Source organism: Pedobacter sp., from assembly GCF_046462515.1.
Taxonomy (GTDB): domain Bacteria; phylum Bacteroidota; class Bacteroidia; order Sphingobacteriales; family Sphingobacteriaceae; genus Pedobacter.
In genome coordinates this window covers 623,097-648,093 of sequence record NZ_JBKGVD010000008.1, presented here as the reverse complement: position 1 = coordinate 648,093, position 24,997 = coordinate 623,097, and the positions used below count along the sequence as shown (strand labels likewise).

The window sequence follows — 24,997 nt, the reverse complement described above, 5'->3', positions numbered from 1 at the left end:
AAGATAATAAATAGAAGAGAATAATCATCTTTAATCTGTATGGTAAGTAGTTAAATTGTAATCCGTCCGCCTGTTACAGGAATTGTAGCACCCGATATATAACTTGCATCATCTGAAGCCAAAAACACATAAGCAGGTGCAACTTCTACAGGTTGTCCTGGTCTACCCATAGGCGTATCTTTTCCAAACGTTTCAACTTTGGGCATGGTTGAAGGGATAAGCGGGGTCCATATAGGGCCTGGCGCTACTGCATTAACCCTAATGCCTTTTCCTGCCGTAAGTAAAATCTGGCTTAAATTGGCTGTAAAATTCTGAATAGCCCCCTTAGTAGCCGCATAAGGCAATAAAATCTCTGAAGGATTATAAGCGTTTACCGAAGTGGTGTTGATGATAGAACTTCCTTTTTTCATATGCGGTTCTGCTGCTTTACAGAGGTAAAACATTGCATGCATGTTGGTTTCAAAAGTCTTGATCCACTCATCGGCAGTAATATCGGCTAAAGTTTCACGTCCCATTTGGAAAGCCGCATTATTTACGAGAATGTCGATCCTACCAAATTCTTTTACAGCTTGTTCAACAATTTTTTTACAGTGTTCTTCATTTCTAATATCGCCTTTAACCAATACGGCTTTTTGTCCGGCAAGTTCTACGTAATGAGCAGAATCCTCTGCGTCAACAGTTTCGGTATCACTTAAGTAACTGATCAGCACATCAGCGCCCTCTCTTGCAAAAGCAATAGCTATGGCTTTTCCTATGCCCGAATCTCCTCCTGTAATGATTGCTTTCTTGCCTTTGAGTTTACCATTACCCTGATAGCTTTTTTCACCGTGATCTGCTTGGGGTTGCATGGGGCCCTCATTACCTGGGGGTTCTTGCTCCTGTTTTGGAAATGGTGGTACCGGATATTTGGTGTCTGGTTCTACAGGTGGTTTTTGTTTCTTTTGCCTTTCCATCTTCTTCTCCTTTTTATATTTATGAACATACTTTCTTATAAAAAAGTTTGGTAATTATGCGTTATTCAGTTCATTTGAATAACATTATCCCGAACTTTCCCAAATATCGGTACAGCCTCTTCCTGAATCTGTATTAAATACTGAAACAAGTTCAGCACAACGCATACCTATTTAACTAAGCGCAAACATAATTCCTCTAACATTTGTTAAATAACAGAAAAGTGCTTCAATTTTTGAAAGCGCACCAGACAACAATTATTGTTCTTTTAAGCTTATTTTTAAACAAAAAACATGAGACTCCCTATTGAACGTAAACATGTTAAAGTGTATCCGGATCCGAAGAGGGTTATTGCAAGATTTTTTTTTAACGGTGAAGAAAGAGGCAAAGATGTGATCAATAAAATCATGACTTTAAGTCCTCAACAGGTATTTAGTATTATTTCTCCTTTGCTGCAGGAATATTCAAAGCGGCATCGTAACATTACCAAAGTACTGCTTAAACATTGCAAAAAGCTTAAGCCCTTGTTTGACAGTATGAAGATTAATTATAAGAAGCTGGAAGAGCACCGTAAATTGCTGATCGGTTCTTATTTTACGCATGAATATTCAATAGAATCAGCTGCATTTTTTAATCCTTCCATTATTGAAGATCCCGACCAAAGCGAACTGGAAGAAGGTGAAAAAAGGTTGATTATTAGCTTTAGAGCGGTTGGAGAAGGGCATATTTCTTCTATTGTATTTAGAAGGGCAATGATAGACCGATACAACAATATCAGTGTAATCCCATCGGGTAATTATATTGACGAAGCTGAAATTATAAGGAATGCCACTTATAACAAGAAACTTTTTTTAGAAAAGGGGCTGATCTCTCTCATCAATGAAGATGTACTTAAGGAGCTTGATCTTAAACTTGAAGATCAGTTTGATTACCTAACACTTAAACAAGTAATAGCACAAACACAGGATCTTGAACCCGATCCGGCTAAAGATAAAGAATTTGAAAAGGTACTCTGGCTTTCTGATTCGTACTATGAGATTGTATTCTCTTTAGACACGGATATTTCTGACCGGGTTATTTTTCCTATTTCAGAATTTGAACGTAAAGGTATTGAGGATGCTCGTTTTACCAAGTTTATTTCAGATGATGGTTCTGTAACTTATTATGCAACTTATACCGCTTACGACGGCCACATCATTATACCTAAGCTTTTAAAAACCAAAGATTTTTATGATTTCACCATTGGTCCGTTGTTTGGTGCAGGAGCACAAAATAAAAACCTTGCTCTTTTTCCACGTAAGATAAACGGCAAATATGCCATGTTATCGCGTATTGATGGGATAAATAATTACATCATGTACTCAGATAAAATCAATGTCTGGGAAAATCCTATTAAATTACAGGAGCCTAAATATAGCTGGGAATTTGTACAAATAGGTAATTGTGGGGCACCTATAGAAACCAGTGAAGGCTGGCTGATTATTACCCACGCGGTTGGCCCTATGCGTAGGTATTGTTTGAGCGCTACGCTATTGGATCTAAATGATCCTACTATAGAAATCGGAAGATTAACAGAGCCTTTGCTCATTCCTAATCCCGATGAAAGAGAAGGTTATGTACCGAACGTAGTTTACTCATGTGGTAGTATCATCAATAATGGCGAGTTGATTATTCCTTATGGTTTATCTGACTATGCCTCTTCTTTTGCAACGGTAAACCTTGAAAGTCTTTTAGAACAACTTAAAAAATGTCCTTGATAATACATTGATTTATTAATATTTAATATAAAAATTAAAAAGTATTGCTTTACCTTAAAAGCAATACTTTTTTTCTTTGATCGGGGTGTGGTTCATGGTCAAATTTAAGAGCATGTAATACCACTAAATGTGCAATAAGGTAAGCCAATGTGCTTTCTGCTCCTTGATTACGATTTATGCCCGCATCATGTAAACCATCAGCACAACCTTTCGTTTCGTTATCATATAATGGAATGCGCAATGAGTTTTCGCCCATAAACCACATATAGCAAGAGAACATTTTTTTGATATAACTACTTTCCTTAGTTACTACATAGGCCTGACTGTACATTAAAACCATGGCCATAAGCTCAATGGCTTGCTGATCATACAAAGGCATGGCCTTGTCATTTTTGCTGTACCAGCCATTGTTACCAACAGGATTTACAATATTACCATGCCAGGTAACTTTTTCAATATGTTTAAGGCTTTCCAAAGCAATCTCTTTTGCTTCTGTACTTTCAGTTATTTCGGCTACATGCAACAAGGCCAGTGGAAACAAGCCATTATCATAAGTCATTTGCGTTTCGAACCAGTTCCAGCCTTCAGTACTGTTGTTCCTGTAGGCATTCACAAGGCGTGCGGTTAATATATCCAACTCTCCTCTTACGGTTTCATCATAAGGATGCACTTTTAAATAGTAACTTAAACCAATTAGTACATTAACTGTGCCTCTTAAGTGTTTAAGTTTTTTAAAATGCGGTATGGAGTTGAAGAAAAGTTCACGCCCAAATTCTACAAAAGACCTGTTAGGTGCAGCATAGATGAGATAGCCCAGGGCCCATATGGTACGACCAAATGAATCTTCAGAACCATGCTCATCCAGATATGCTCTGCTAAAACTTAAGAAGTTTCTGAAATCACCGTTTTCCAATTGCATATCATGTATGTAACTGAGATAAATGGGCATTAAGCGCAAGGCTTCTTGGCTTCCGGTTTCTTGGTATGCCATTAAAGCCATTAACAGAGCTCTTGAATTATCATCTAAACAATAGCCTTCTTTACGATTAGGAATGCCAAACTTGGCGTGTTGAAAAATACCGGTATCATCGGTAAGATGCATCACATAATCTAAGCTAAATTTAGGCATTAAGCCCGGGTCTATGATTTGACGTAAAATCTTATCACTATAATCAGGATGCTTTACAGCTTTATGGATAACATCAATATAAGACTGTCCTATTTTTGGCCAGCGCAAATGTAAACCGTATTCATAAGCTCTGGTTTTAAATGATTGCAGCTCTTCCTGATCAGACAATAACTCGTTCACAATAAGTGCAAGGTTCTTATGATCTTTAAAATTAAATAAATATCCACGATCATCGCTTAACAATTCCTGTGCATGCCAATATGGTGTAGAAAGCACCGCCGCTCCGGCACCCACAGCATAAGATAAGGTTCCACTGGTAATTTGTGCTTCATTTAAATAAGGTGTAATATATAAATCGGCCGCTGCAAGATAATCGACCAATTCATCTTCTTCAACAAACCTGTTCATGAACACCAAGTGATCAGCTACTCCTAATTCTTGAGCAAGTTCTTTAAGGTAATCTCTATATTCTTCTCCAGATTGTTTTAAAACGCCTGGGTGTGTATTGCCTAATATTACATAAACGGTTTCTGGATGCTGCTCTATAATTAAAGGCAAAGCTTTTACTACAGTTTCTAAACCTTTATTGCGACTAATGAGACCAAAAGTAAGCAAAATGCGTTTTCCTTCTAAGCCCATTTTTTTTTGCGTTTCTTTGGGCTCTCTTGCTTCAAGATCAGGAACACCATGTTCTATAAACTGTATTTTCTCTCTGGGTATCTGATAGATATTCACTAAAAATTGTATGGCTTTCCGGCTCATTACTACTATTTTAGAAGAACGGTTGGCTATCTCTCTAATAATAGATCTCTGGAGAAATGATGGTTCTCTTAAAACGGTATGCAGGATAGAAATCATAGGTTTTTCAACCTGGTTGATAAAAGGCAGCACATATAAGCCTTCTTCACCACCATAAATGCCAAATTCATGTTGTAGCACACAAATATCCGCATCGCTATTATTGATAAACTCTGCAGCGGCAGTATAATCCTCTTTAATGTTTTGTCTGATTACCTGTTTAACTTCATCGGGGTAAGCGTATTCATTTTCATTATCTGTTGAGTTTAATGCAATAACCATTGTAGACTGAACACTTTCTTTGTTAAGATTGGCATTGATCGCTTTTATTAAATTCTGATTAAAAGTGGCAAGACCGCATTCTCTTGGCGGATAGGTTGAAATGTACGCGATTTTCATATTGATAGAACTAAAAAATAAAGTAAACTACATATTAATTAAGTGATAAAGTATTTATAACCAGTTGGCATTAAAATAACAAGCGGTTAAACCTCATTGTTTTTTGAGAACTGCTCAAATCGTCTCCTTTTTGGAGTATTTAAATGCCTTGTTAAAGAATCATTCTCTTTCTATGAACTTATGGAAAGTGCTGGTATCCCCATTCTCTTTTTCTTCCTGATACAGGAAATCTAATTTTTTATTATCAAGTTCCTTAAAGAAACTGTCCCAGTCCAATTCTTCAAATTTATCGGGCCTGCTAAATCCCGGAAAGCATATTCGCAATATGCCCTCTCCTTCTTTATCTCCGGTACCTTTTATTTTTGCTGGTAAACCATTTCTCTCTTCTACCCATTTTTTAATGACCTCATGATCATGTGTTTGTTTTGAAGTGCTCATGTAAATTTAATTTAATAAGGTTAATACAATGCATACTGTTTTATAGGTCTTTGTTATGTCTGTTCTTAACCATGAAATAAAATACCACGATAATAACAACAAATAAGATTCCTATAATAATTGGGATCAACATATTATGTTTTTAGTTAAAAATCAGTTAATTACAGTAATTTATCAAAACAATAATGGTGCAAAACATGCGCATATTTATACCCTTTTTAATACGTATAAACCCGTTTTTAATTCGGGGATTTTACGGGTTCTTCACTTAACTCAGCAAATGCTTCACATATCTCATCTGCCGAAGGGTATTTTTTTTGTTCTTTGTAAAGCTTTTCTCTTATCCAGCGTATAATCTCATTTTTACTGGCAATGTTTTCTTTAACCGCATATTCTAAAGCCCTATACGCTGTCATCCAGGGTTTATGTTGCGGATTGGTTTGCGCATATAGCACAATAACAGGGGTCTGTACAGCTGCGGCTAAATGTATAACTCCGGTATTTACAGCAATCAGTAGCTTGGAGCGTTCAATTAAAGCAGCGGTTTCGGGTAAAGACAATTGGCCTGAAAAGTCATAGACCTTGCCCTTTAATTTATCTGTAACCAGCTTAATTTCTGCACTGTCCTTACGATCACCAGTAAACACCAAAGGATAATCATAGCGGTCTATAAGTTGCTGGCATGTCTTTATCCATTTATCCAAAGGGTATTTTCTCTTCTCTTCTGATACGCCTATGTGTATAATCAAATAATCATTATCATATAGGGGCACACTGCTGAGCAGTTTTGAAACCTGCACCATGCTTTTTTCGGGAATAGTAATCTGTATTGCTCTGTTTGTAATTACAGCTCCTATGCTTTCGGCAAGCTTTAGGTCTCGTTCTACCTGATGTAGTATTTCGTGGTAGGGTTCTTTATCTGGCAGCCATTTATTGATCAGATCGTAAGGGTTTTCTCTGCAATATCCTATGCGCAGAGGTATTTTTGATAACCATGCGATTAAAGCTGCAGGTAAAGGGTTCTGGCTAAAGGTATTAAAGATGATACAACTATCAAAGTTGCGGCTGCTAATGGTTTGTATAAGATTAAACACCGCCTGCTGGTTACCTGTTTCATTGATTTTTACCCAAGGCAGGTTAAAGATAATGCAATCGTCTATTTCACTGATCAGCTGAACAACCTTACTGCCTAAAGAAGAGGTTAGCACAGTTATCTTACAATCAAAAGTTTGTTTAATGGCCCTGATTGCCGGTGATGACATCAGCAGATCACCAAAGTTATCGGCTCTAAAACACAAGATATTTTTCACAGATCTCATCATTAAGATGCATAAACTTGGGTTTTAATCATGTTATCCTGTATTCTTTTAATGGTACCGCTCGTAGATTTATTGTCTATAAACGGAATAAGTTCTAACCTGCATCCTATTTGATCAATGATCACTTTCTCGGGCATATACTTATAAGTATAATCTCCACCTTTTACAAATACATGTGGCTTTAGCGCTTTGATAAGCTTTATAGGGGTATCATCATCTTTTTTACCAAAAGTTACAATATAATCTATACTGGCTAAGCCATTAAGTACTTCTATTCGCTCATGCAGATTATTAATTGGTCTTGAAGCACCTTTTAAGCGTTTAATACTCTCATCTGTATTAATGCCCACAATAAGTATATCTCCTTTCGCTTTTGCTTTGGCCAGATATTTTACATGTCCGCAATGAAGAATATCAAAACATCCGTTTGTAAATACGATCTGTTTACCTTCTTGTTTCTGCCTTTCTATCAGTTTCTTTAATTGCGAAAGCGATAAATATTTAGAAGTGCTCATTAATTTCTCTTCAATATCTTCTAAAGCGCAAATAGCTGTTTTTTCACGTTTTTGTATAGCTGCATGTGCTGCATGTACAGCAAGCTCAACTGCATCTTTTATGTTTGCCCTGCTCAGTACCGCTAATAAAAAAGCGGCAATAAAACTATCGCCTGCACCGCTTACCTGTGGGGCAATAACTTTCTCCACCTCATAATGTGAAACAAATGTTGAACTGTTGAAATGTGCTATGCCATCTTTATCCATAGTTAATATAATATGCTCGGCCCCTGTTTGTGCGGCAAGAGTTTCTCCCCAGCTTTTAACCTGTTCTATGCGATTTAATGCGTATTGCTCACCTGTAATTTTTAAAGCTTCCTGATAATTAGGCTTAATGAAATGAGGTTTTAGAACGCGGTATTTTTCATAAGATTTAGCATCTACAGCCAGTATTTTTCTATACGTTTTTTGTAGTTGATGTAAACTGTTGATGATTTTTTCGGTAAGTACGCCTTTGTTATAATCTGATATTAAAACGGCATCGCAAAATGGAAAAATCTTTTCAATCTGTCCTATGATCCGTTGTTCTGTAGCTGCATTAATCGGGCTTTCTGTACCTTCATCAAATCTAACAATCAACTGGCTTTCAGAAGATATTCTAGTCTTAATTATAGTTTTTCTTTCATGGTCTATAACAGTATAGGTTTCATCAATGCCTAAATCATTAAGCAATTGTTTAGCTTCAAGTGAGGCGTCATCTTTGCCTATAACTGTACAAAACATTACTTGCGCACCTAAAGCGTTCAAATTGGCAGCTACATTGGCGGCACCGCCTAAACAACTGTGTTTCTGGTTTACATCTATAACGGGTACACTGGCTTCGGGCGCTATTCTCTGGCAATTTCCATAAATGTATTTATCAATCATAAAATCACCTATGAGTAAAATGCGTTTTCTACTAAATTTCCTGGCTATATTCAAAAGTTCCTTGTTCATTTTCTTTTAACTTATACGGGTTATACTGATGAGAAATATATAATGAGGCCTCTAAAAAATCGGTCGCTATCCAATTGGGTACACGATTAAGGTTTCCGTTTACGCACCATTCGTTTTCATGGCCATTATCTACCAATATAGATCGGCAACCAGCCGTTTTTCCGGCTTCTACATCATCTAAAATATCTCCTATCATCCACGATCTGTTCAAATCTATATGATGCTCTTTGCTTGCCCTTAGTATGAGTTCGGGATTTGGTTTTCTGCAATTACATTGAATGGCATACTGAGGAACCGAGCCTGTTTCTAAATGCGGGCAATAATAAAAACCCGATAAACGAATGCTTTTCTGATCAAGCAACTGCTTTATTTTCTGTTCTACGCCAATGAGATCTTCTTCCTTGAAATAGCCCTTGGCAATTCCCGCCTGGTTGCTGATAATGATAAACAGGTAACCGAATTTATTCAGTATTTCCAGCCCTTCCAATACACCTTTATTTAGCGTAATAAGATCGGGGTTTACATTGTAGGGAATATCCGGAATTAAGGTTCCGTCTTTATCCAGAAAAATAGCTTTATTAGCTTCCATAGCCTTTATATTTTTGGTATGAATTCAGATAAGTAAGCTGATCGTTTACACGCACTTTTGCAAAAGGAAGATTTAAGGGTTTTACAGGTTTTTCCAAATCCTCTTCAGCAACTACATTTTGCTCTATTATGGTACAAAGCTGGTGTACAATATGCAGGTGGAGCTCCTGTATTCGCTGTGTGCTCTGAGAAGGTACGATGATGTTATGCTGCGAATGTTTAGCTGCCATACCACCGTCTTTGCCTAAGAGACAAATGGTAATTAATCCTTTTTGCTCTGCCATGTTAATGGCTTTAAGAATATTATCAGATTGGCCGCTGGTACTTAAGCAGAATAAAACGTCTCCTCTTTGCCCGTAAGCCTCTACCTGCCTCGCAAAAACATCATCATAACCAAAATCATTGGCCCAAGCGGTTAAGATAGATGTATCTGCATTTAATGAAAGAGCGGGTAAACCTCTTCTGTAGCTCACCTCAAAACGGCCTACCAGTTCGGCTGTAAAGTGCTGGCTTTCTGCCGCACTGCCCCCATTGCCGCAAACCAATATTTTTTTGCCCGAAAGAATAGCGTTACTCATTAGGGCTCCTGCATTAAACACGTCTTTGGCTATGGCTTTTGCCGAATTTTCAAAAGTAGCTGCAGCTTCTATAAACGCTTCTTTTAAAGGTTCTAAAGGATTTACATCGTTCAGTTTTTCGCTCAGTACGTTTTTATAAAGATGGCTTACCTGATCGGCTATATGGCACCATTTAAATTTCTTCACGTATTTCTGCGCAAAATCACCCATTTTCCTGCCTAACCCGGGCTGGTCAAACAGTATCCTGATTTTGTTGGCTAAGGCATATGGATCTGAGGGCGGCACCAAAAAACCTGTTTTTCCATCTAAGACAGAATACTTGATACCCCCAACATTAGCGCCTATAACCGGTGTGCCGCAAGACATCGCTTCTAAAGGTGTAATGCCAAAAGGCTCATACCAGGGCGTGGTTACAAATACATCGGCAGCGCTATAATAGTATTTTAAAAGATCTCTCTGTTTTCTGCCCACAAAGTTTACGTACTTTTCAAGCCCTAAACTCCTTACTAAATCTTTTAAACGGTCTATTTCCTGATAACTGTGTTTTTCTGTATTTTCTCCTCCAACTACAATTAGTTTATAAGCGTTATTAACCAAATCTAATTTAGATAAGGCTTTGATCACGTTATCTATACCTTTTCGAGGCACAATACGACCTAATTGCAGGATAACTTTTTCATCTTCTCCAATATTGAGCAGGGCTCTTGCAGTCTGTTTGTGAATTGGATAAAAATCTGCCGGATTAAAGCCACAGGCTATGATAGGCACTTTATCTTCTTCAGCTCCATATAGCTTGATCAGGTCTTCTTTATCTTGTGGACACTCAGCTATAACAGCATCTGCGTATTTGATAATCTCTTTTTCTATATCTACCCGCTCATCAGGAAACCTGTCGTTTTCTTTCTGGAATATCTTACGGATGTAGCCTAAGGCGTGAAAAGTAATCACAAAAGGAATTCCCATTCTTTGTTTTAGTTGCATGGCTACCAGGCCCGACATCCAAAAATTAGCATGAATAAGTTGGTATTGAATGCTTTCCTGCTCAATAAAGCTTTCCATTTGCGCCCTAAATTGAGGCATATAAATAAAAATGTCTTCTTTTGGAATAATTTCTGCAGGCCCGGCATCTATAAGTATTACTCTAACACCTTTACAGAGCTGAGTAATCTGTTCGGCATCTGGATCTTCTCTTCTTGTAAAAATATCTATTTCATATCCCTTTTGTGCCAATTGCTTAGCTAATTCTGCAACGTAAACGTTCTGCCCTCCGCTATCCGTTCCGCCTAAAGAGGCCAAAGGCGAAGCATGTTCACTTATAAATGCGATCTTGTTTTTCATGTAGGTAGATTTTAAATGGCTTGCATATATGTTAAAACTTCTGAAAATAATTGCTCCCAGCTGTGGGTAAATCTTTTAATATTAAAGCGCTGCTGTGCAGATTTTGCCGCATTGTTACCCAGTTCAGCAGCTTTTGCTTTGTTTTCAAGGAGCATACGCATACAATCTATCAGATAAGAAACATCTGTATGTATATAACCGTTGTAGCCGTTCTTGATTACGTTGGGCATTTCTGTAGTGGCCAAACCTACCACAGGCATGCCCATGGTCATGGCTTCGCATACCGCCAGCCCCAAACTGGTGTACCTTATAGGGTTAAAAAAGAACCTGTATTGCGACATGAACTGAGGCAACTGTGGATGCAGCACTTCTCCCAGACCAAAACCTGCTGTACCCATGCCTATTAAATCTATGGGTACCTCTTTTTGTACCTGCTCAAAAATATCAAAGCCTAATAACCGACCTCTTTGCGGTAGATTGTTGATTACTACAATACCTCTTTCTAGTTCGCCGCTGTAATTTACTGTAGCGGGCATTACACCATGTTCTATAACTTTTACGTTAGGCACCTGTGCTTGCCACATCAGCTTATTAAAATGTGTAACATGAACTAATGTTACATTTTGGTCTTTTACAGGATGTAACTCATTTGTAGGATGCCCCCAAGGTGGATCGTGCTCTAAGTAAATCTTAGGTAATGCCCGTTGTTCTTCGGTTAAAATCTCATATTGGTCTATGAAATAGTTCTCATCGGCCTGAAACAGGAGAACATCAAAATCGAGATTTTTTACTTCGCCGGCATTAACTTCTATTACATTGGCTCCAAAAGGAAACGTATGGCCCCTGCCACAATACCTATCGCTTTTCTGCTCATTAACAGGAATAAAAATATCATAGTTTCCCTGCGATAAATAAAACAGATAGCTGCCATGTATATGCCACGTAAAAATCCTTATCCTTTTTTGGGATGTATATAAAATCGACGGCATATCAAGATTGGTTTGAGGTATCATTGTTTTTAAGCTTAGGTAACAATTCATTCTTAGTCCATAAAGTCTAGCTTATCCAGATCATATTCTAAGAAATATAACGGTGTATCATTATTTTTTAAAGGTTCTTGCGTTATGCTCTGGCCTGCGGCTTCTGAAAGGTTTACATATTGATTGCTCTCATCTTTTACTATTTCATTTTCATTTGCATCAGTCCTCTGTTCGCCGCTTTCTACATTGGGATTAACCCAATAGTTTAAACCCTTAAATTCACTACTTAAATTTTGTTGGTTCCGGCCCTCGAAATTTCCTGTGTTTTTCATGGTATTATAGATTTGAGTTTTAAAAATTTAATTATTCACTTACATCTCAATAAACAGGGGCTTTCTGAAAATGTTCGTTTGGCAGAATACCTGTTTTTTTGATGACATATCCGTATAAGCAGGGTATAAATACTTAACAAAACCTTCTTTTATTTGGTCGATAATCCGGTTTATAAACACCTACTTCTCATCTTCCAGATTTATATTAAAAGAGAGCTGATTTGATTATAAGTAACAAAAAGCGCTTTAAAACAAGCGCTTATAATTAAAGAAGAACAACACAGGGCAGTTAGTAAAAGACTTTGATTTCAATTAAAAACATTCTATAGAATTTACCCTGTATTTTATACTTGTTACAGAAGATAAAATGTTGCAAAAAATACCTGAAAAAAACTTTGAAACAACGATTTTTAGCTTTTCCTGTTTGGTAATTAGGTAATAAATTTAAAATCATATCACTATGAAAAAGTCAATGAAAGAGAATGGTAACATGCCTAATGAGCATCTTCACGATTTAATGGTAGATGAACTAAAAGACATCTTAGGTGCCGAAAAACAATTGCTGAAAGGATTAAAAAAAATGAGTGCTGAAGCAGAAAATGAAATGCTGCAACAGGCTTTTAAAGAGCATTTACAACAAACAGAAGGACACATTGAGCGATTGAAACAAGTTTTTGAACATCTGAACATGAAACCCAGATCTAAAACCTGTAAAGCTATGGAAGGTCTGTTAAAAGAAGCCGAAGAGATTATAAGCGATTTTGAGGACAGTCCGGCAAAAGATGCAGCCCTAATCTGCGCGGCACAAAAAATAGAACATTATGAAATAGCTTCTTACGGTAGTCTTGCTACTTATGCAGAACTTATGCAACATGATGATGTGGCAGAACTTTTAAAAGAAACCTTATCTGAAGAAAAAGAAACAGATAATAAGCTAACAGAAATTGCCATGAATTCTGCTAATGTAGAGCAAACTCAACCAGCTTAAGGCAAGCAACTTCCCTTAATTCTTATACCCGAGATGCATCGGCTATGGCCGGGCATCTCTTTTTTTCAAGGTAAAGAATGAAGCCGCAGTTACATATAGAAAACAAAGAGATTGAAAGAAGTTTACATCTGGTTATTGTAGATGGAATAAGCTCTGAGATTGTGGTTTGCCTTACCAGTGGGGCTTTTCTGGTAGCCACAGCATTGCTTTTAGGTGCCTCTAATTTTCAGATCGGTTTACTGGCAGCTTTCCCTTCGCTAACCAATCTGGCGCAGTTATTTTCTATTTTACTGATGCGCAGGTTTCCCAACCGTAAAAGTATTACCACCATATCGCTTATTATTGCCCGTACACCTCTAATCATTATTGGCTGGCTGTTGTTTCAGTTCGGCATATCTGTCTATTTTTTAATGGTCATGATGTTTATCCATTACCTGTTTAGCTCTGTTGGCGGTGCAGGGTGGAATTCATGGATCAAAGATCTGGTGCCTGAAGATCAGTTGGGACAGTACTTTTCTAAACGGAGCCGTTACATGCAGATCGTTAACATTTGCCTGAGCCTTTTGGTGGCTGTAATGGTAGATTATTTTACCAGCAAACATCCATCTGGGCTGCTCAGCCTGTATTCAGTTTATTTTATTATAGCAGGATCTGTAGGTTTAACCGGAACGTTTTTTCTTTCGCAGGCAGTAGAACCTCAGTCTTATTTATCTAAAGGAGATTTCTTTGATCTGTTTATGATGCCTTTAAGGAATAAAAATTTCAGAAACATGCTCTGGTTTAACGGGGCCTGGGTTTTTGCCATTAACCTTGCTGTTCCGTTCTTTATGGTTTTTATGTTGCGAACGCTTAAGATCCCAATGACCTATATTATCGCACTTACGGTAATTAGCCAGGTGTTTAGTGTATTAACCATACAGTTATGGGGTAAACTATCAGATCGTTACAGCAATAAGAGTATAATCTATCTAAGTACCCCTATTTATATTGTTTGTATTATCGCCTGGATTTTTGTGGGCATTTACTCACGCTGGTATGTAAATATGGCGCTTTTAGTGGGTATTCACATCTTTACCGGAATTTCTACAGCAGGGATCAATCTGGCATTAACCAATATAGGTCTTAAGCTGGCGCCTAAAACCGATGCAGTGGTTTATCTGTCGGTTAAAAATATCATCACTTCTGTTTTCTCTTCTGTTTCTCCCCTGCTTGGTGGCATATTAGCCGATTATTTCTCTAATAAACAGCTCAAAATTACTTTTGAGTGGATAAGCCCTCAATTTAATAAACTGTTAAAGCTGATCTATTTACATGAATGGAATTTTCTTTTCCTGATTGGCGCATTGTTGGCATTACTTTCTTTAAGGTTACTGGCCAAAGTGCAGGAACAGGGCGAAGTAGGCCATTCTATTGTTAAAAGAATCATGAAAACCCGTTTTAAAAGTGATTTGAAAGAGAGCTTTATTATTGGTAATATAGTAACTTGGCATAGTATGCTCAAAGCCATCTTAAAAAGAAAGAAAGCTGCTTAAACTCTTCTGATCTTAATACGTTTCAGTGTAATAGCTCCTGTTTTTTTACAGACCTTTCTTTTTCTTCCGGTTTTTCTAGCGCTAATCCGCTTTGGTTCATATTGATCATTTCTATTACCGATCGCAAAACAAATTTGTAATCAGGATTAAGGTTCCAGTCTATGGTAAAATGCAGAGCCAGGTTTTTAGGGCCCCAACGGTAAGGCTCTCCATCCATGCTGATAATAATGCTCGGAGTTTTTAAAGCTGCCGCAATATGTGATACACCGGTACAATTGGCTATTAGCGCAAAAGCGTTTTCAATAATGTGGCTAATGGCACCTAAAGAGGTCTTTCCTGTTAAAATGAGCGGTCTGTATTTCATTTTTACAGCCAGTTCATGAGCAATGTCCGTTTCATTTTCATCTCCTGTAATAACCACTTCAAAACCTCTTTCTTTGCAGAAATCTGCTATGGCTGCAAAATAAGCTACCGGCCATTGTCTCCACTTCCCTCTTGAGCCGGGATGTATACAGATGTATTCTTTAGGCTTTAAGCCCGATTTTAAAGCTTTAAAATCGGCTTCATCTTGTTCTAAGGTAGAGAAAAATATCTCGTCATTGCTATAAGCTATTTTAAGGTGATTTAGTAAAGCCAGATGCCGGTCTATCTCATGCAGTTTTTCGGGATAACACATCAGATCTTCATTTTGCTGCGCTATTGTTTGGCAAAATCCTACTACCCGTTTTGCGCCCAGTATATTTAGAAATTCATAAACTACAGCGCCATTTCCCTGCAACTGAAAAAGCAGATCGATCTCTTTTTCACGCATTTGATTTACAAATGTTTCAAAGCCTATAGGGTCAAACTCCTGTTCAGGTAAGCCCGGATAACCTGGAAAAGCCACAAACTGATCTGTACATTTAAATCTTTCTATAAGCGGCTTAGTATGTGCAAGACCTATAAAGATTATTTCGGCCTGCGGGTAAAATTCACGTATAGCCTTTATGGCAGGCATGGCACATAAAATATCTCCAAGCTGTAAAGCTCTGAAAATGGCTATTTTTTTAATATTGTTTTCCATAGTTAAGCTATAATAATAAAACCCTGTATTTTAATGCCCCGTATGTTTTCCAGTAAATGGCCACATATGGAATGATAAAAGAAGTAAATAGCATCTCACTAACATGCTTAAAAGACCGGTCTGCGTTTTTAGTACGTTTCCAAGCAAAATTTATAATTAAGGCAAAAAGTGCGCATAGATTAGCAAAGGCTAAATAAATTGCGCCGTTTAAAATGAAATAAATAAACAGAAGAGTAAACAATACAACCAGATAATAATTCCAGGCAGCCTGCCTGCTAATCTTTCTGCGGTACAATTGAGGATATTTTTTAAACAGCAGCGCATCGTAAATTACTTTTCTTTGTTCTTTGATACTTACTGCCCATGGAAATCTTCTTACCGGGTGTACCACACAGGCATCTTCCAGCTTAATGATTGGAATGCACTGCTCAATCAGTTTAAATTCGAGGTCGCTATCTTCACGCCAGGCCAGTTTAAAACGCATATCGAACCCTCCAATCTGAATGAGCGCTTTTTTTGTACATACACAATTTGCCGTAATAAAATCGGCATACTGCAACTTAGCCGTATTCAGTTCAAAGTCATGCGGTCTGTTAGATATGGGCACTATGGTACTGCCACTGTAAGCAATCAGTTCCTCGCCTTTATAATGTTTTAAAACGGTTTTTAACCAATCGCATTGAGGCAGGCAATCATCATCTGTAAAAGCTACCAGCTGGCCTTTTGCACTTAACCATCCTATATTTCGGGCGTAAGCGGGCCCGTTTTTGCAATCTGGTTCTATATATTTGAGGCTAATGGCTGCTCTCTTGGCCATCTTCTTAACCATGTTACGGGTTTGCTCATCTGGTCCGTCACTCACCACAATAACTTCAAACCATGCTGAATTAATATTTTGCCTGGCTAAGCGCATGAGGCAGCGCTTCAACAGGCTCGGTCTCTTGTAAGTGGGTATTACCACCGATATTTTTATTTCCATAATCTTTACTAATTAAAAATGAACCCATAATTAAAGCATCAAAAGGCGATGTCCAGAAACACTCTATGGCATCACGCGGACTACAGACAATGGGTTTGCCTAAAGTATTAAAAGAGGTATTAACCAATACCGGTACATCCGTAATTTCTTTAAAGGCCTTAATGAGCTTGTAATACAAAGGATGCTGTTCTTTATTAATAGTTTGCACCCGGGCCGTACCGTCAATATGTTTTACGGCCGGTATTAAATGCGCTCGTTCTTTAATTACATTGTAAACAAAAAGCATAAATGGCGATTTTTGAGCCTGCTCAAACCAGTGATGGGCATCTTCTTCTAAAACCACGGGCGCTACAGGTCTGAAATCTTCACGGTCTTTAACAATATTTAGTAAAGACTGCATCTTAGAATCAATGGGCGAAGCTAAAATAGACCTGCTGCCCAAAGAGCGTGGCCCATATTCCATCTTGCCCTGAAACCAGCCAATAATCTTATTTTGAGCCAAAAGCCCGGCAGTTTCTTGGGCCACATCATCCATCTTATGGTAAGGTATCTTACATTTTTTTAAAAAAGCTTCTATTTCTTCATCACTATACTCAGGGCCCCAGTACACGTGTTCCATTACAAAATCTTTATTTTTGCTTTCTCTTATTTGCGCATCTGTCCAAAGCGCTGCCCCCAGTGCCGTTCCCGAATCGCCTGCGGCAGGTTGTACCCATATATTTTTAAAGGCGCTTTTGTCTCTTATGCGTGCATTTAAAACACAGTTTAAGCCCACTCCGCCTGCTATACATAAAGAATCTTCATGGCTCATATCATATAGCCAGCTGCAAAGCTCTAATACGGTTTCTTCTAATACATATTGTAAAGAGCGGGCTATATCAAAATGGTAAGCGGTAAATTCTTCACCTTTTAATCTGGGCGGGCCAAAGCGTTCTTCAAGTTTTTCATTAACAATCTGGTACTGCCCGTTGCCCAGGTACCGTACAATCTCTCTAAAGTATTTTACAAATTCGGGCTTACCATATGAGGCCAGCGCCATTACCTTATATTCATCCGATGAATGCAAAAAACCCAAATGAGTGGTCACATTTTCGTACAACAGGCCTAAAGAATGCGGTAACCTTACTTCATCTATTTTGCTAATGTTATTGTTTTGTCCTATACTGTAGGTGGTAGAGCAATCTTCTCCACGCCCGTCTAAAGTAAGTATGGCTGCTCTTGTAAAAGGCGAAGGTAGAAAAGCACTTGCTGCATGGGCTAGATGATGGTTTACAAAATGCCATTTCCAATTGCTTTTATTGGCTTTATAAAATCTTTTTTGCAGATGATGCGGGTAACCATCAACCAAATGGTTCTCTGCGTTGATGATGGAACTTAAAAAAAGATTATTCCACGGATTTTCAAGTTCTGCATTAAAATTCTGCTGGTCTGAAAACAAAGGGACCGGACAAAAAGCTGAAGCTCTTAATTCTTGAGGCAAAATTTGGTACGGATCAAAAGAATAAGCAATATGATCTACTTCATTAAGATGTATATCTGCCGTTTTTAAGCAAAAATCAATGGCATGGAAAGGCAGTTCATAAGTGCTAAAAGGAATAGGTCTTTTGCCATGCTTAAAATGGGTAAATCTTTCGTCTTCAACGGCGGCGATGAGCTGCCCGTCTTTTACAATACAGGCAGAAGAATCATGAAATACCGCGTTAATACCAAGGGTGTACATAAGCTGTTATTTAAGTGATCAAGTACTGTTGTAACTGCTTAAAGCGTTTAAAAGATTTGGTATTTTTGAAATCAGGTACTTTTATAAAAATAATAGCACTTATTAAAGTATTTATAACATTATATCCGTATATTTACGTTAAGGGCTTAAAGAATAAAACACTGATCTCTAACCAGATTTTATTTAAAACAGAACAGTGTAATTCGCTTATTTATCCACCCCAGTACGTAAAATACGTAATGTTGAGCAAGAGATAGGCAAGTGTAAAAACAGCAAGCTTATCTTTACTTATGCTCTTGTCTATAAATTATTTTATTTATGGATAACTTGGATAAAAACACCTATGGAAAACTTTAAAATTAGGCGGCGTACACCCGTTACTTATGTTCAATCTTTTGGGTATATCATTGTTATCGATTTAAAGGCCCAGATCATTGGCTTAAGTGCCAATATCACTGATGTTACTGCTCAACCTGCCCATTCTTATTTAAACCAGCCTATTGCCCATTTTTTTAATGACTCTTTTAGTACGCAGGCTAATAAAATATTAAAAACAGTACAAAAGCTGCTGCATGAACCTGATGGCAGGCAAATACTTTACGACACTATTTTAGGAAAACGGTATTATTTAAATCTGTTCAGGAACAGGAATAAAATATATTGCGAATGGGAACCCCATCAAAAACAATCAGTTAAAACAGTTCAGATACATACGTTAACCTGTTTTTTAGAAGAAAAAACAAAAAATGTATGGACATCGGTATGTACCTCTGTAAGAAAAATCATTGGTTTTGACAGAGTACTTCTTTATAAAATGGAATCATCTGGCAGAGGGCGGATGTTAAGCGAATGTTCGGCTGATAAAAAATACTTGGGAAAGCAATTTGCTGAAAGTTTTATGCCGGCAGAAACCATTAATTTTTACCGTAGTTCTTCTTACCGTTATTGCCCTGATACAGGCAATGAAAACATTGAATTTTTAGAAAATGGTAAACATACGGACCTGTTGCCTTCCCTGCTCCATCCCTTCCCCGATTTTCACATCAATAGCTTAAGAAGCCTTGGGGTGGTCTCTGTAATTGTGATCCCTATTTTTATAGATCATAAATTCTGGGGGCTATTGGCCGGGCACCATTACCAGGAAAAAGCCATAGATTTACAGACTAGGCAATTATGCACGTTAGTTCTGCAGCATGCTGCACATAGGTTCGATTCAGATTTTAAGCAATCGCAATTAAAATATTATAATCAGATCAAGAGCTTTGAAGTTAATTTCAAAGAAAAATTAATGAACAGCAACAGTACCAACGCCGTACTGGTTCAGAACCTTAAAATGCTTTGCCGCAATACCAAGGCCGATGGTATAGCTATTTACCATGCCGGAGATGTATTTACGAGCGGCATTTGCCCCACACCTGTACAGATTGAAGAAATTATCAAAATCATTAACCCGCTTCATAAAAAACCTATTTTTATAGATCAGGATTTTGCTTCAAAACACCAAAAAGAAATAAGTAGTTTTCTACCTTTTGCAGGCTTATTAAGCTTGCAGATCGCTCAAAGAAACGATAATTACATTTTATGGTTCAGAAAAGAAAAAACAGACCGTATTTACCATATTACTTCTTCTAATGCTCAAGAAGAAAAAGCGAGCTGCGAAACCTGGGAAGAGACCGTTATAAATGCCGCAGAGCCCTGGGATGATAAAGCACTCTATTTTGTACAAAGCCTAAACGAGCTGCTGCATGAAGTTGTTATCTTAAAATCAAAAGAACATGAAAAGCTTAACGAAGAGCTGATCATATTAAATAATGAACTCGAAACCATTGCTTTTACCCTTTCTCACGACTTGAAAAATCCTTTGTCTGTGGTAAAAATAGGCGCTCAGGTTATTTATGATAATCAAGATCATCAACAAAAATGGAGCAAGACCATATTAGATGGCGTACATAATATTGAAGCTATTATAGATGGCTTATTGTATTTGCTGGATAAGAAAGCATACAAATTTTCAAAGGTTCCCATACCCTTATCAAATATGTTAAAAAAGATTGTAAATGAAGCAAAGATACTCTATAACAACGAACGCTGTACTGTGGTATTAGGTAAAATACTGCCTGTTTGGGGCGAAAAAAGTATGATCTACCAAATATTTTTAAATGTAATAGGTAATGCGGTAAAATATACCTCTATGCAAGAACATGCTCTTATAAAGATAGACAGCCGACAACATAATAAATGCCTGTATTACAGTATAAAAGATAATGGCATAGGTATTCCTAAGTCTTTTATAAAAAATATATTCAATGTATTTAACCGGGCAAGCAACAGCCGTAATTTTCCGGGAACCGGTATCGGTCTTTCTTTAACCAAAAGAATGTTAGAAAAGTTAGACGGAAAAATTGCCATAAAAAGTACGCTAGGCCAGGGAACTACAGTAACCTTAAGTTTTCCGCTGCGAACAAAAAATCCATAATTTTAACAGATCAGGCCATTTTTAAAGGCATATTTAATCAATGCGGCAGAGTTTCTAACATTTGTTTTATTGATCAGGTTCTGCCTATGCCCTTCAACCGTTCTCTTGCTCAGAAAAAGCTTGTCTGCAATTTCCATATTGGTTAAACCATCGCTAATCAGTTCTAGTACTTCAAGCTCCCTGTCTGAGAGGTCTATTTCTTCTGCAAGATGGGTATTGCTATAGGTATTAAAAGCGGGGCTATGCTGCACGCTTTCTATAAACTCCATAGATAGCTCATCACATAAATATTTGCCCCCTTTGGCTACATGTTTAATGGCAAAAAGCAATTCTTCATAATCTACTTTTTTTAGCAGATAGCCATTGGCTCCCTTTTCAAAACAGGTAGATACCAGTTGGGTACTACCTACCATTGAAAGTACAATAACCTTAATATCGGGATAATGGATATTAATGTATTCGGTCAGTTCTTTCCCGTCCATTTCTTTCATCCCTATATCTGTAATCAATATATCAGGTATGAGCTTGTTTTCTAACAATTCTATGGTTTCTTTACCATTATTCGCTTCGCCAATTACGCAAAAATGTTCTTGTGATTCTAAGAGCAGCTTTATTCCATTGCGTACAATGGGATGATCTTCAGCCAAAATAATTTTTATCATGTTTAAATTCATTAACAAACAGTTAAATAATCCTTGTTAAATAGTCATAAGTATCAACAAATAGTTTCAGATTGCAATTATTTAAACAAATTAGCCCGGAAGCATTGTAGCATTATTTAGAACGAGCGTTAGCTGACAGAAAATATTTCCAATTCCGTTCTTGGCCTTGAAAATATCTTCTGATCAACCATAAAGCAGGATATTACATCTCTTTTTCATCGTGTCCGTGGGTTTTTACAATTTTATTGTACACGCCAAATAATAGAAAAGGTGCAACCCATTGACCTACAAAAAGTGCCATATGCTTGTGTTTCATGCATTTTAAGCCTAATGAAAGTCCCATTGCCGCAATAGATGTCCATAAAAAGAAATCAGACGGAATTTTAGCAGTCTGGTTTTCAATTTTTTTTGTCATCTCTCCTTCCTGATGTGAATTTTCGTTTTCCATACGTATCCTCCTTTACAAAACTTAATTATTACATTATCTGCGTAGCGGCCGCAAAGCATATACCATAAAGACAGCAAATGTATTCTGAGCTAACAATCAGGTATTTAGCCTCATAAAATACCAATAAATACCTGTCAATTTATAAGAAGAAAGAGATTTAAAGATCGGTTTATGCTACATAATTGTTCAATTAAACAAGCAAAAATGATATCAAGTTTCTTTGCCTAAATTTTATTTAAATATTTGGAAGCCCCGCATGAATGAGCTAAATTTAAAAAACAAACAACTAACTGATTAGATTCTATCTAATAAAAATTATAACCGATTCATGAATTGGATTAAAACGCTCACACCTTTAAACTTATGGTTTGCAATTGTTAAAGCATTCAGACTAATTGAAATAAGCTGGAAATCACTTTCTAAACGAATATTTATTTCAGATTTTTTATCGGTAATACGCAGTATCGGGTTTGTAGCTATTCTCGTTATTCTTTCGGGTGCCGCTTTTTTATATCTGGGTCAGGGACAAGATATTTTATTATTGGTTATTGAACGTGCCATTGCCGGAAACTGGTGGTCCTTTGCTGGTTTACTTTTCTCCATGACCCTCTGGAGTATTTTTGCTGAACTAAGTGTTAGATATGCTATTGCTGTTTCCGATAACTCGGGTCTGCACTTAAGTGATGAGCGGGTTGAATGGAGAAAGACTGTTCAAAAATTATTAGCTGCTTTTTTTCTGCTCTGGCCTATATGTATGGTACTTATAGGGCTTATATGGGTACTGGCTAGTGCCGAATACATCAGTTATACACAACGTATAGCTTTTGGCGGAATAGCCATTTTTTCACTGTTATTAGTACTATTGGTATTAGCCGAACTGTATTTTCGTAAATTTGGTAAAGGTACTCCAGGAAACCCAAAACTTACTAAATTAGGTCACCGCTCACTACCTTCTCTAGAGCGTAAATGGCTCGAAAAACTATACGGTATTTATAATGATTATGTTTTTACCTTACCTAAACATACCAACTTTAAGGGTATTTACAATGAAGAACTGAAAGATTTTACAAATCTATTTCTGGATCACAATTATCCAAAGCCAGGCTTTCCTCAAGATCCAAAAGTGCTCCAGCCAAGACGTTTGGTTCCTGATACGTTTATCTTGCTAAATGCCCAAAAAATTAAAAACAGCGCGGCCCTTTATAAATGGGTTTATAAAATTCCCCCTTCTTTTTATGCAATCTTCCACAAACGTGTAAGAAGAATGGTCTTTATCAGTATTTTCATCTTTATTACGGTTGCTCTTATTCCTGCAAAATGGAATTTCTATGCAGAATTTGGTGCTCCTGCGCTAATTTGTTTGGCTTTTGCCTGCTATACAGGTATGTATATAGGCCTGTTATATATAGACAAAGTATTTCTACCTAAATGGCCACTGGGTATTCGCTTTGTTCTTATTGCCTGGGTTGCCTGCATGTCATGGCTAGATAATGATCATCCCGTACGCTTACTGGGAGAAGTACGGAAGCGAGATAATGTTCAAATCCAGTTTAAAAAATGGTTTTCTGCATACAAAAAAAATTTTAATGGTTTAGCGGTGAGCGGACAGCATACTTATCCTGTAGTATTTATCTGTGCCGAGGGAGGTGCTTTTCGTACAGGCGCTTATACCGCTATGTTCTTAAGCCAACTGGAATCTGATCTGGCAAAGAGATCAATTGATTTTCGTCAAAGCATTTTTGCCATGTCGGGTGTATCGGGTGGTGCAGTGGGATTAGGCTTTTATAATGCTATGGCGTTTAGAGATAAATCAGCTGTAGCAGATACTGCCCTTGTTGCAAAAACACGTGATTTTTTTCTGCATGATTCATTATCACCAATTATTGGAAAGATGTTTTACGGCGAATTTATTAATCTATTCTCATGGCGTAATATTGAGCTTTTCGATCGTTCCATTGCTTTGGAAGATACTTGGGAAAAGGCTTATTCCAAGTTTAAAAATAATAAAAAAGATAACAGTTATGCTGCGCCTTTTATATTAAACGATACAGGTACAGTTAAACCCATATTCCTGATTAATACTTTTGAAGCCGAAAGCGGGCTGAATGCACTTGTTTCAAATACAAGTACAGATCAATTTCTTTTTGGCAAGCAACGTGATTTATTCACTTCCAAATTAAAAAATATAAGATACAGTACTGCTATTAATTTCAGCAGTCGCTTTCCTTTATTTTCGCCTGGTGCAATGATTGATTCGGCCAACAAAAAACGTTTGCATTACCTCGATGGTGGTTATGTTGAAAATACTGGAACAGGAAGCATGTTAGAAATTATCCAGTTATTAAAACAATTACCTGATTATGATCAGATTACTCCTATAGTCATCAGTTTAAGATTTGGTACAGATTCAACAAGCAATAATGGTATAAAATTTTTAAATGAGTTGAGTGAAATTGCCTCTGGTCTATTAAACACACGTAGTGGCAGAAGCAAAACTGCCGTAGCACTGTTAAAAAAAGATATTGAAGCCGCTAAGGGAATTTGGATAGATGCTCCTTTAAATCCAGAAGAAAAGAAAATTCCGATGAACTGGGTGCTTTCCAGTCAGAGTATGAACCGGATACAAAAAGATATTCATGAAAAATTAGCACCTAATGGCAAAATTATGGATACTCTGTTTAGTCGTAAACTGGTTTACAAGCCTATGCCGAAATAAAGAGAATGCCTTAATCTGAATAAGAAAGCACTAAATCCTAAATTTGTATGTCGTTCTACAGCTTTTAACAAGCCAACACCTAAAATATCAGCACATGGAATTTTCACCTTTTAACCCTATTGTTAAGCTTTGTCTTCAGGGTATGGGCTCTGAAGAAAACGGTCAGCCAGAAAAAGCAGCTGATCTATTTCTGCAAGCCTGGAACCAGGCTACAAACAACTTTGAAAAATTTCTTGCTGCGCATTATGTGGCCCGGCATCAAAGAACAATTGTTGATCAATTAAAATGGCTCGAAACAACTTTAGAATATGCCTTA

Annotated in this window: 19 protein-coding genes; 5 read left to right on the top strand and 14 right to left on the bottom strand. The window is 37.3% G+C overall.

The features are described from left to right. Positions 1-50 precede the first annotated feature (50 nt). Complete coding sequence (locus ACLHG9_RS10855) at positions 51-953, bottom strand: SDR family oxidoreductase (protein WP_410221504.1); 903 nt, start codon at positions 951-953, stop codon at positions 51-53. 291 nt (positions 954-1,244) lie between these two features. Here ACLHG9_RS10855 and ACLHG9_RS10850 point away from each other — a divergent pair, with 291 nt between their 5' ends. After that, positions 1,245-2,708, top strand: a complete 1,464-nt coding sequence (locus tag ACLHG9_RS10850) for a glycoside hydrolase family 130 protein (RefSeq protein ID WP_410221503.1) — start codon at positions 1,245-1,247, stop codon at positions 2,706-2,708. 49 nt (positions 2,709-2,757) lie between these two features. On the opposite strand, the gene ACLHG9_RS10845 is transcribed toward ACLHG9_RS10850, so the two are convergent. From ACLHG9_RS10845 to ACLHG9_RS10810, 8 genes are all read right to left on the bottom strand, one after another. Next, positions 2,758-5,034 carry a glycosyltransferase family 4 protein gene (locus tag ACLHG9_RS10845; RefSeq protein ID WP_410221502.1) on the bottom strand — a complete coding sequence of 759 codons (2,277 nt, stop codon included), beginning with the start codon at positions 5,032-5,034 and terminating at the stop codon, positions 2,758-2,760. A 159-nt stretch (positions 5,035-5,193) separates the two neighbouring features. Further along, on the bottom strand, positions 5,194-5,472 hold the full coding sequence (locus tag ACLHG9_RS10840; protein WP_410221501.1) for a hypothetical protein: 279 nt from the start codon (positions 5,470-5,472) through the stop codon (positions 5,194-5,196). 239 nt (positions 5,473-5,711) lie between these two features. Further along, positions 5,712-6,782: a glycosyltransferase family 9 protein gene (locus ACLHG9_RS10835; protein ID WP_410221500.1), complete on the bottom strand. Its 1,071-nt coding sequence runs from the start codon at positions 6,780-6,782 to the stop codon at positions 5,712-5,714. A gap of 11 nt (positions 6,783-6,793) precedes the next feature. After that, entirely contained in the window at positions 6,794-8,281 is a 1,488-nt protein-coding gene (rfaE2, locus tag ACLHG9_RS10830) for a D-glycero-beta-D-manno-heptose 1-phosphate adenylyltransferase (protein WP_410221499.1), read from the bottom strand. After that, positions 8,244-8,870 (bottom strand): D-glycero-alpha-D-manno-heptose-1,7-bisphosphate 7-phosphatase, encoded by a 627-nt coding sequence (locus ACLHG9_RS10825; protein ID WP_410221498.1) that lies wholly within the window; start codon positions 8,868-8,870, stop codon positions 8,244-8,246. The genes rfaE2 and ACLHG9_RS10825 overlap by 38 nt, the downstream gene beginning before the upstream one ends. After that, the gene (locus tag ACLHG9_RS10820) at positions 8,860-10,785 is read right to left on the bottom strand and encodes a glycosyltransferase (protein WP_410221497.1); all 1,926 of its coding nucleotides are present in this window, start codon (positions 10,783-10,785) and stop codon (positions 8,860-8,862) included. Before ACLHG9_RS10820 ends, ACLHG9_RS10825 begins: the two co-directional genes overlap by 11 nt. Before the next feature lie 11 nt (positions 10,786-10,796). After that, the gene (locus ACLHG9_RS10815) at positions 10,797-11,774 is read right to left on the bottom strand and encodes a glycosyltransferase family 4 protein (RefSeq protein WP_410221496.1); all 978 of its coding nucleotides are present in this window, start codon (positions 11,772-11,774) and stop codon (positions 10,797-10,799) included. A 53-nt stretch (positions 11,775-11,827) separates the two neighbouring features. Further along, the gene (locus ACLHG9_RS10810; protein WP_410221495.1) at positions 11,828-12,097 is read right to left on the bottom strand and encodes a hypothetical protein; all 270 of its coding nucleotides are present in this window, start codon (positions 12,095-12,097) and stop codon (positions 11,828-11,830) included. Between the two features lie 460 nt (positions 12,098-12,557). Between ACLHG9_RS10810 and ACLHG9_RS10805 the strand changes: the two genes are divergently transcribed. Both ACLHG9_RS10805 and ACLHG9_RS10800 read left to right on the top strand, forming a co-directional pair. Next, positions 12,558-13,085, top strand: a complete 528-nt coding sequence (locus ACLHG9_RS10805) for a ferritin-like domain-containing protein (RefSeq protein ID WP_410221494.1) — start codon at positions 12,558-12,560, stop codon at positions 13,083-13,085. A 77-nt stretch (positions 13,086-13,162) separates the two neighbouring features. After that, entirely contained in the window at positions 13,163-14,617 is a 1,455-nt protein-coding gene (locus ACLHG9_RS10800; protein ID WP_410221493.1) for an MFS transporter, read from the top strand. A 22-nt stretch (positions 14,618-14,639) separates the two neighbouring features. On the opposite strand, the gene ACLHG9_RS10795 is transcribed toward ACLHG9_RS10800, so the two are convergent. From ACLHG9_RS10795 to ACLHG9_RS10785, 3 genes are read right to left on the bottom strand one after another with little or no spacing between them, the layout of a single operon-like run. Then, a complete protein-coding gene (locus ACLHG9_RS10795; protein WP_410221492.1) occupies positions 14,640-15,680 on the bottom strand; it encodes a glycosyltransferase family 9 protein in 1,041 nt (346 codons plus the stop codon). 7 nt (positions 15,681-15,687) lie between these two features. After that, on the bottom strand, positions 15,688-16,593 hold the full coding sequence (locus ACLHG9_RS10790) for a glycosyltransferase (RefSeq protein ID WP_410221491.1): 906 nt from the start codon (positions 16,591-16,593) through the stop codon (positions 15,688-15,690). Continuing rightward, the gene (locus tag ACLHG9_RS10785) at positions 16,568-18,379 is read right to left on the bottom strand and encodes a carbamoyltransferase (protein WP_410221490.1); all 1,812 of its coding nucleotides are present in this window, start codon (positions 18,377-18,379) and stop codon (positions 16,568-16,570) included. Before ACLHG9_RS10785 ends, ACLHG9_RS10790 begins: the two co-directional genes overlap by 26 nt. A 343-nt stretch (positions 18,380-18,722) precedes the next feature. Here ACLHG9_RS10785 and ACLHG9_RS10780 point away from each other — a divergent pair, with 343 nt between their 5' ends. After that, positions 18,723-20,855 (top strand): ATP-binding protein, encoded by a 2,133-nt coding sequence (locus ACLHG9_RS10780; protein ID WP_410221489.1) that lies wholly within the window; start codon positions 18,723-18,725, stop codon positions 20,853-20,855. Between the two features lie 2 nt (positions 20,856-20,857). On the opposite strand, the gene ACLHG9_RS10775 is transcribed toward ACLHG9_RS10780, so the two are convergent. Next, complete coding sequence (locus ACLHG9_RS10775; protein WP_410221488.1) at positions 20,858-21,517, bottom strand: response regulator; 660 nt, start codon at positions 21,515-21,517, stop codon at positions 20,858-20,860. A 202-nt stretch (positions 21,518-21,719) separates the two neighbouring features. Next, positions 21,720-21,965: a hypothetical protein gene (locus ACLHG9_RS10770; protein WP_410221487.1), complete on the bottom strand. Its 246-nt coding sequence runs from the start codon at positions 21,963-21,965 to the stop codon at positions 21,720-21,722. 328 nt (positions 21,966-22,293) lie between these two features. On the opposite strand from ACLHG9_RS10770, the gene ACLHG9_RS10765 reads away from it, so the two are divergent. Beyond that, complete coding sequence (locus ACLHG9_RS10765; RefSeq protein WP_410221486.1) at positions 22,294-24,681, top strand: patatin-like phospholipase family protein; 2,388 nt, start codon at positions 22,294-22,296, stop codon at positions 24,679-24,681. The last annotated feature ends 316 nt before the right edge of the window (positions 24,682-24,997 follow it).

What these genes read in the sequence shown, in the direction of transcription:
- ACLHG9_RS10775 (WP_410221488.1), bottom strand. Translation starts at nt 21,517, where the DNA reads ATGATAAAAATTATTTTGGCTGAAGATCATCCCATTGTACGCAATGGA.
- ACLHG9_RS10845 (WP_410221502.1), bottom strand. Translation starts at nt 5,034, where the DNA reads ATGAAAATCGCGTACATTTCAACCTATCCGCCAAGAGAATGCGGTCTT.
- ACLHG9_RS10770 (WP_410221487.1), bottom strand. Translation starts at nt 21,965, where the DNA reads ATGGAAAACGAAAATTCACATCAGGAAGGAGAGATGACAAAAAAAATT.
- ACLHG9_RS10810 (WP_410221495.1), bottom strand. Translation starts at nt 12,097, where the DNA reads ATGAAAAACACAGGAAATTTCGAGGGCCGGAACCAACAAAATTTAAGT.
- ACLHG9_RS10805 (WP_410221494.1), top strand. Translation starts at nt 12,558, where the DNA reads ATGAAAAAGTCAATGAAAGAGAATGGTAACATGCCTAATGAGCATCTT.
- ACLHG9_RS10840 (WP_410221501.1), bottom strand. Translation starts at nt 5,472, where the DNA reads ATGAGCACTTCAAAACAAACACATGATCATGAGGTCATTAAAAAATGG.
- ACLHG9_RS10815 (WP_410221496.1), bottom strand. Translation starts at nt 11,774, where the DNA reads ATGCCGTCGATTTTATATACATCCCAAAAAAGGATAAGGATTTTTACG.
- ACLHG9_RS10765 (WP_410221486.1), top strand. Translation starts at nt 22,294, where the DNA reads ATGAATTGGATTAAAACGCTCACACCTTTAAACTTATGGTTTGCAATT.
- ACLHG9_RS10820 (WP_410221497.1), bottom strand. Translation starts at nt 10,785, where the DNA reads ATGAAAAACAAGATCGCATTTATAAGTGAACATGCTTCGCCTTTGGCC.
- ACLHG9_RS10790 (WP_410221491.1), bottom strand. Translation starts at nt 16,593, where the DNA reads ATGCGCTTAGCCAGGCAAAATATTAATTCAGCATGGTTTGAAGTTATT.
- ACLHG9_RS10800 (WP_410221493.1), top strand. Translation starts at nt 13,163, where the DNA reads ATGAAGCCGCAGTTACATATAGAAAACAAAGAGATTGAAAGAAGTTTA.
- ACLHG9_RS10855 (WP_410221504.1), bottom strand. Translation starts at nt 953, where the DNA reads ATGGAAAGGCAAAAGAAACAAAAACCACCTGTAGAACCAGACACCAAA.
- ACLHG9_RS10795 (WP_410221492.1), bottom strand. Translation starts at nt 15,680, where the DNA reads ATGGAAAACAATATTAAAAAAATAGCCATTTTCAGAGCTTTACAGCTT.
- rfaE2 (WP_410221499.1), bottom strand. Translation starts at nt 8,281, where the DNA reads ATGAACAAGGAACTTTTGAATATAGCCAGGAAATTTAGTAGAAAACGC.
- ACLHG9_RS10825 (WP_410221498.1), bottom strand. Translation starts at nt 8,870, where the DNA reads ATGGAAGCTAATAAAGCTATTTTTCTGGATAAAGACGGAACCTTAATT.
- ACLHG9_RS10785 (WP_410221490.1), bottom strand. Translation starts at nt 18,379, where the DNA reads ATGTACACCCTTGGTATTAACGCGGTATTTCATGATTCTTCTGCCTGT.
- ACLHG9_RS10850 (WP_410221503.1), top strand. Translation starts at nt 1,245, where the DNA reads ATGAGACTCCCTATTGAACGTAAACATGTTAAAGTGTATCCGGATCCG.
- ACLHG9_RS10780 (WP_410221489.1), top strand. Translation starts at nt 18,723, where the DNA reads ATGGAAAACTTTAAAATTAGGCGGCGTACACCCGTTACTTATGTTCAA.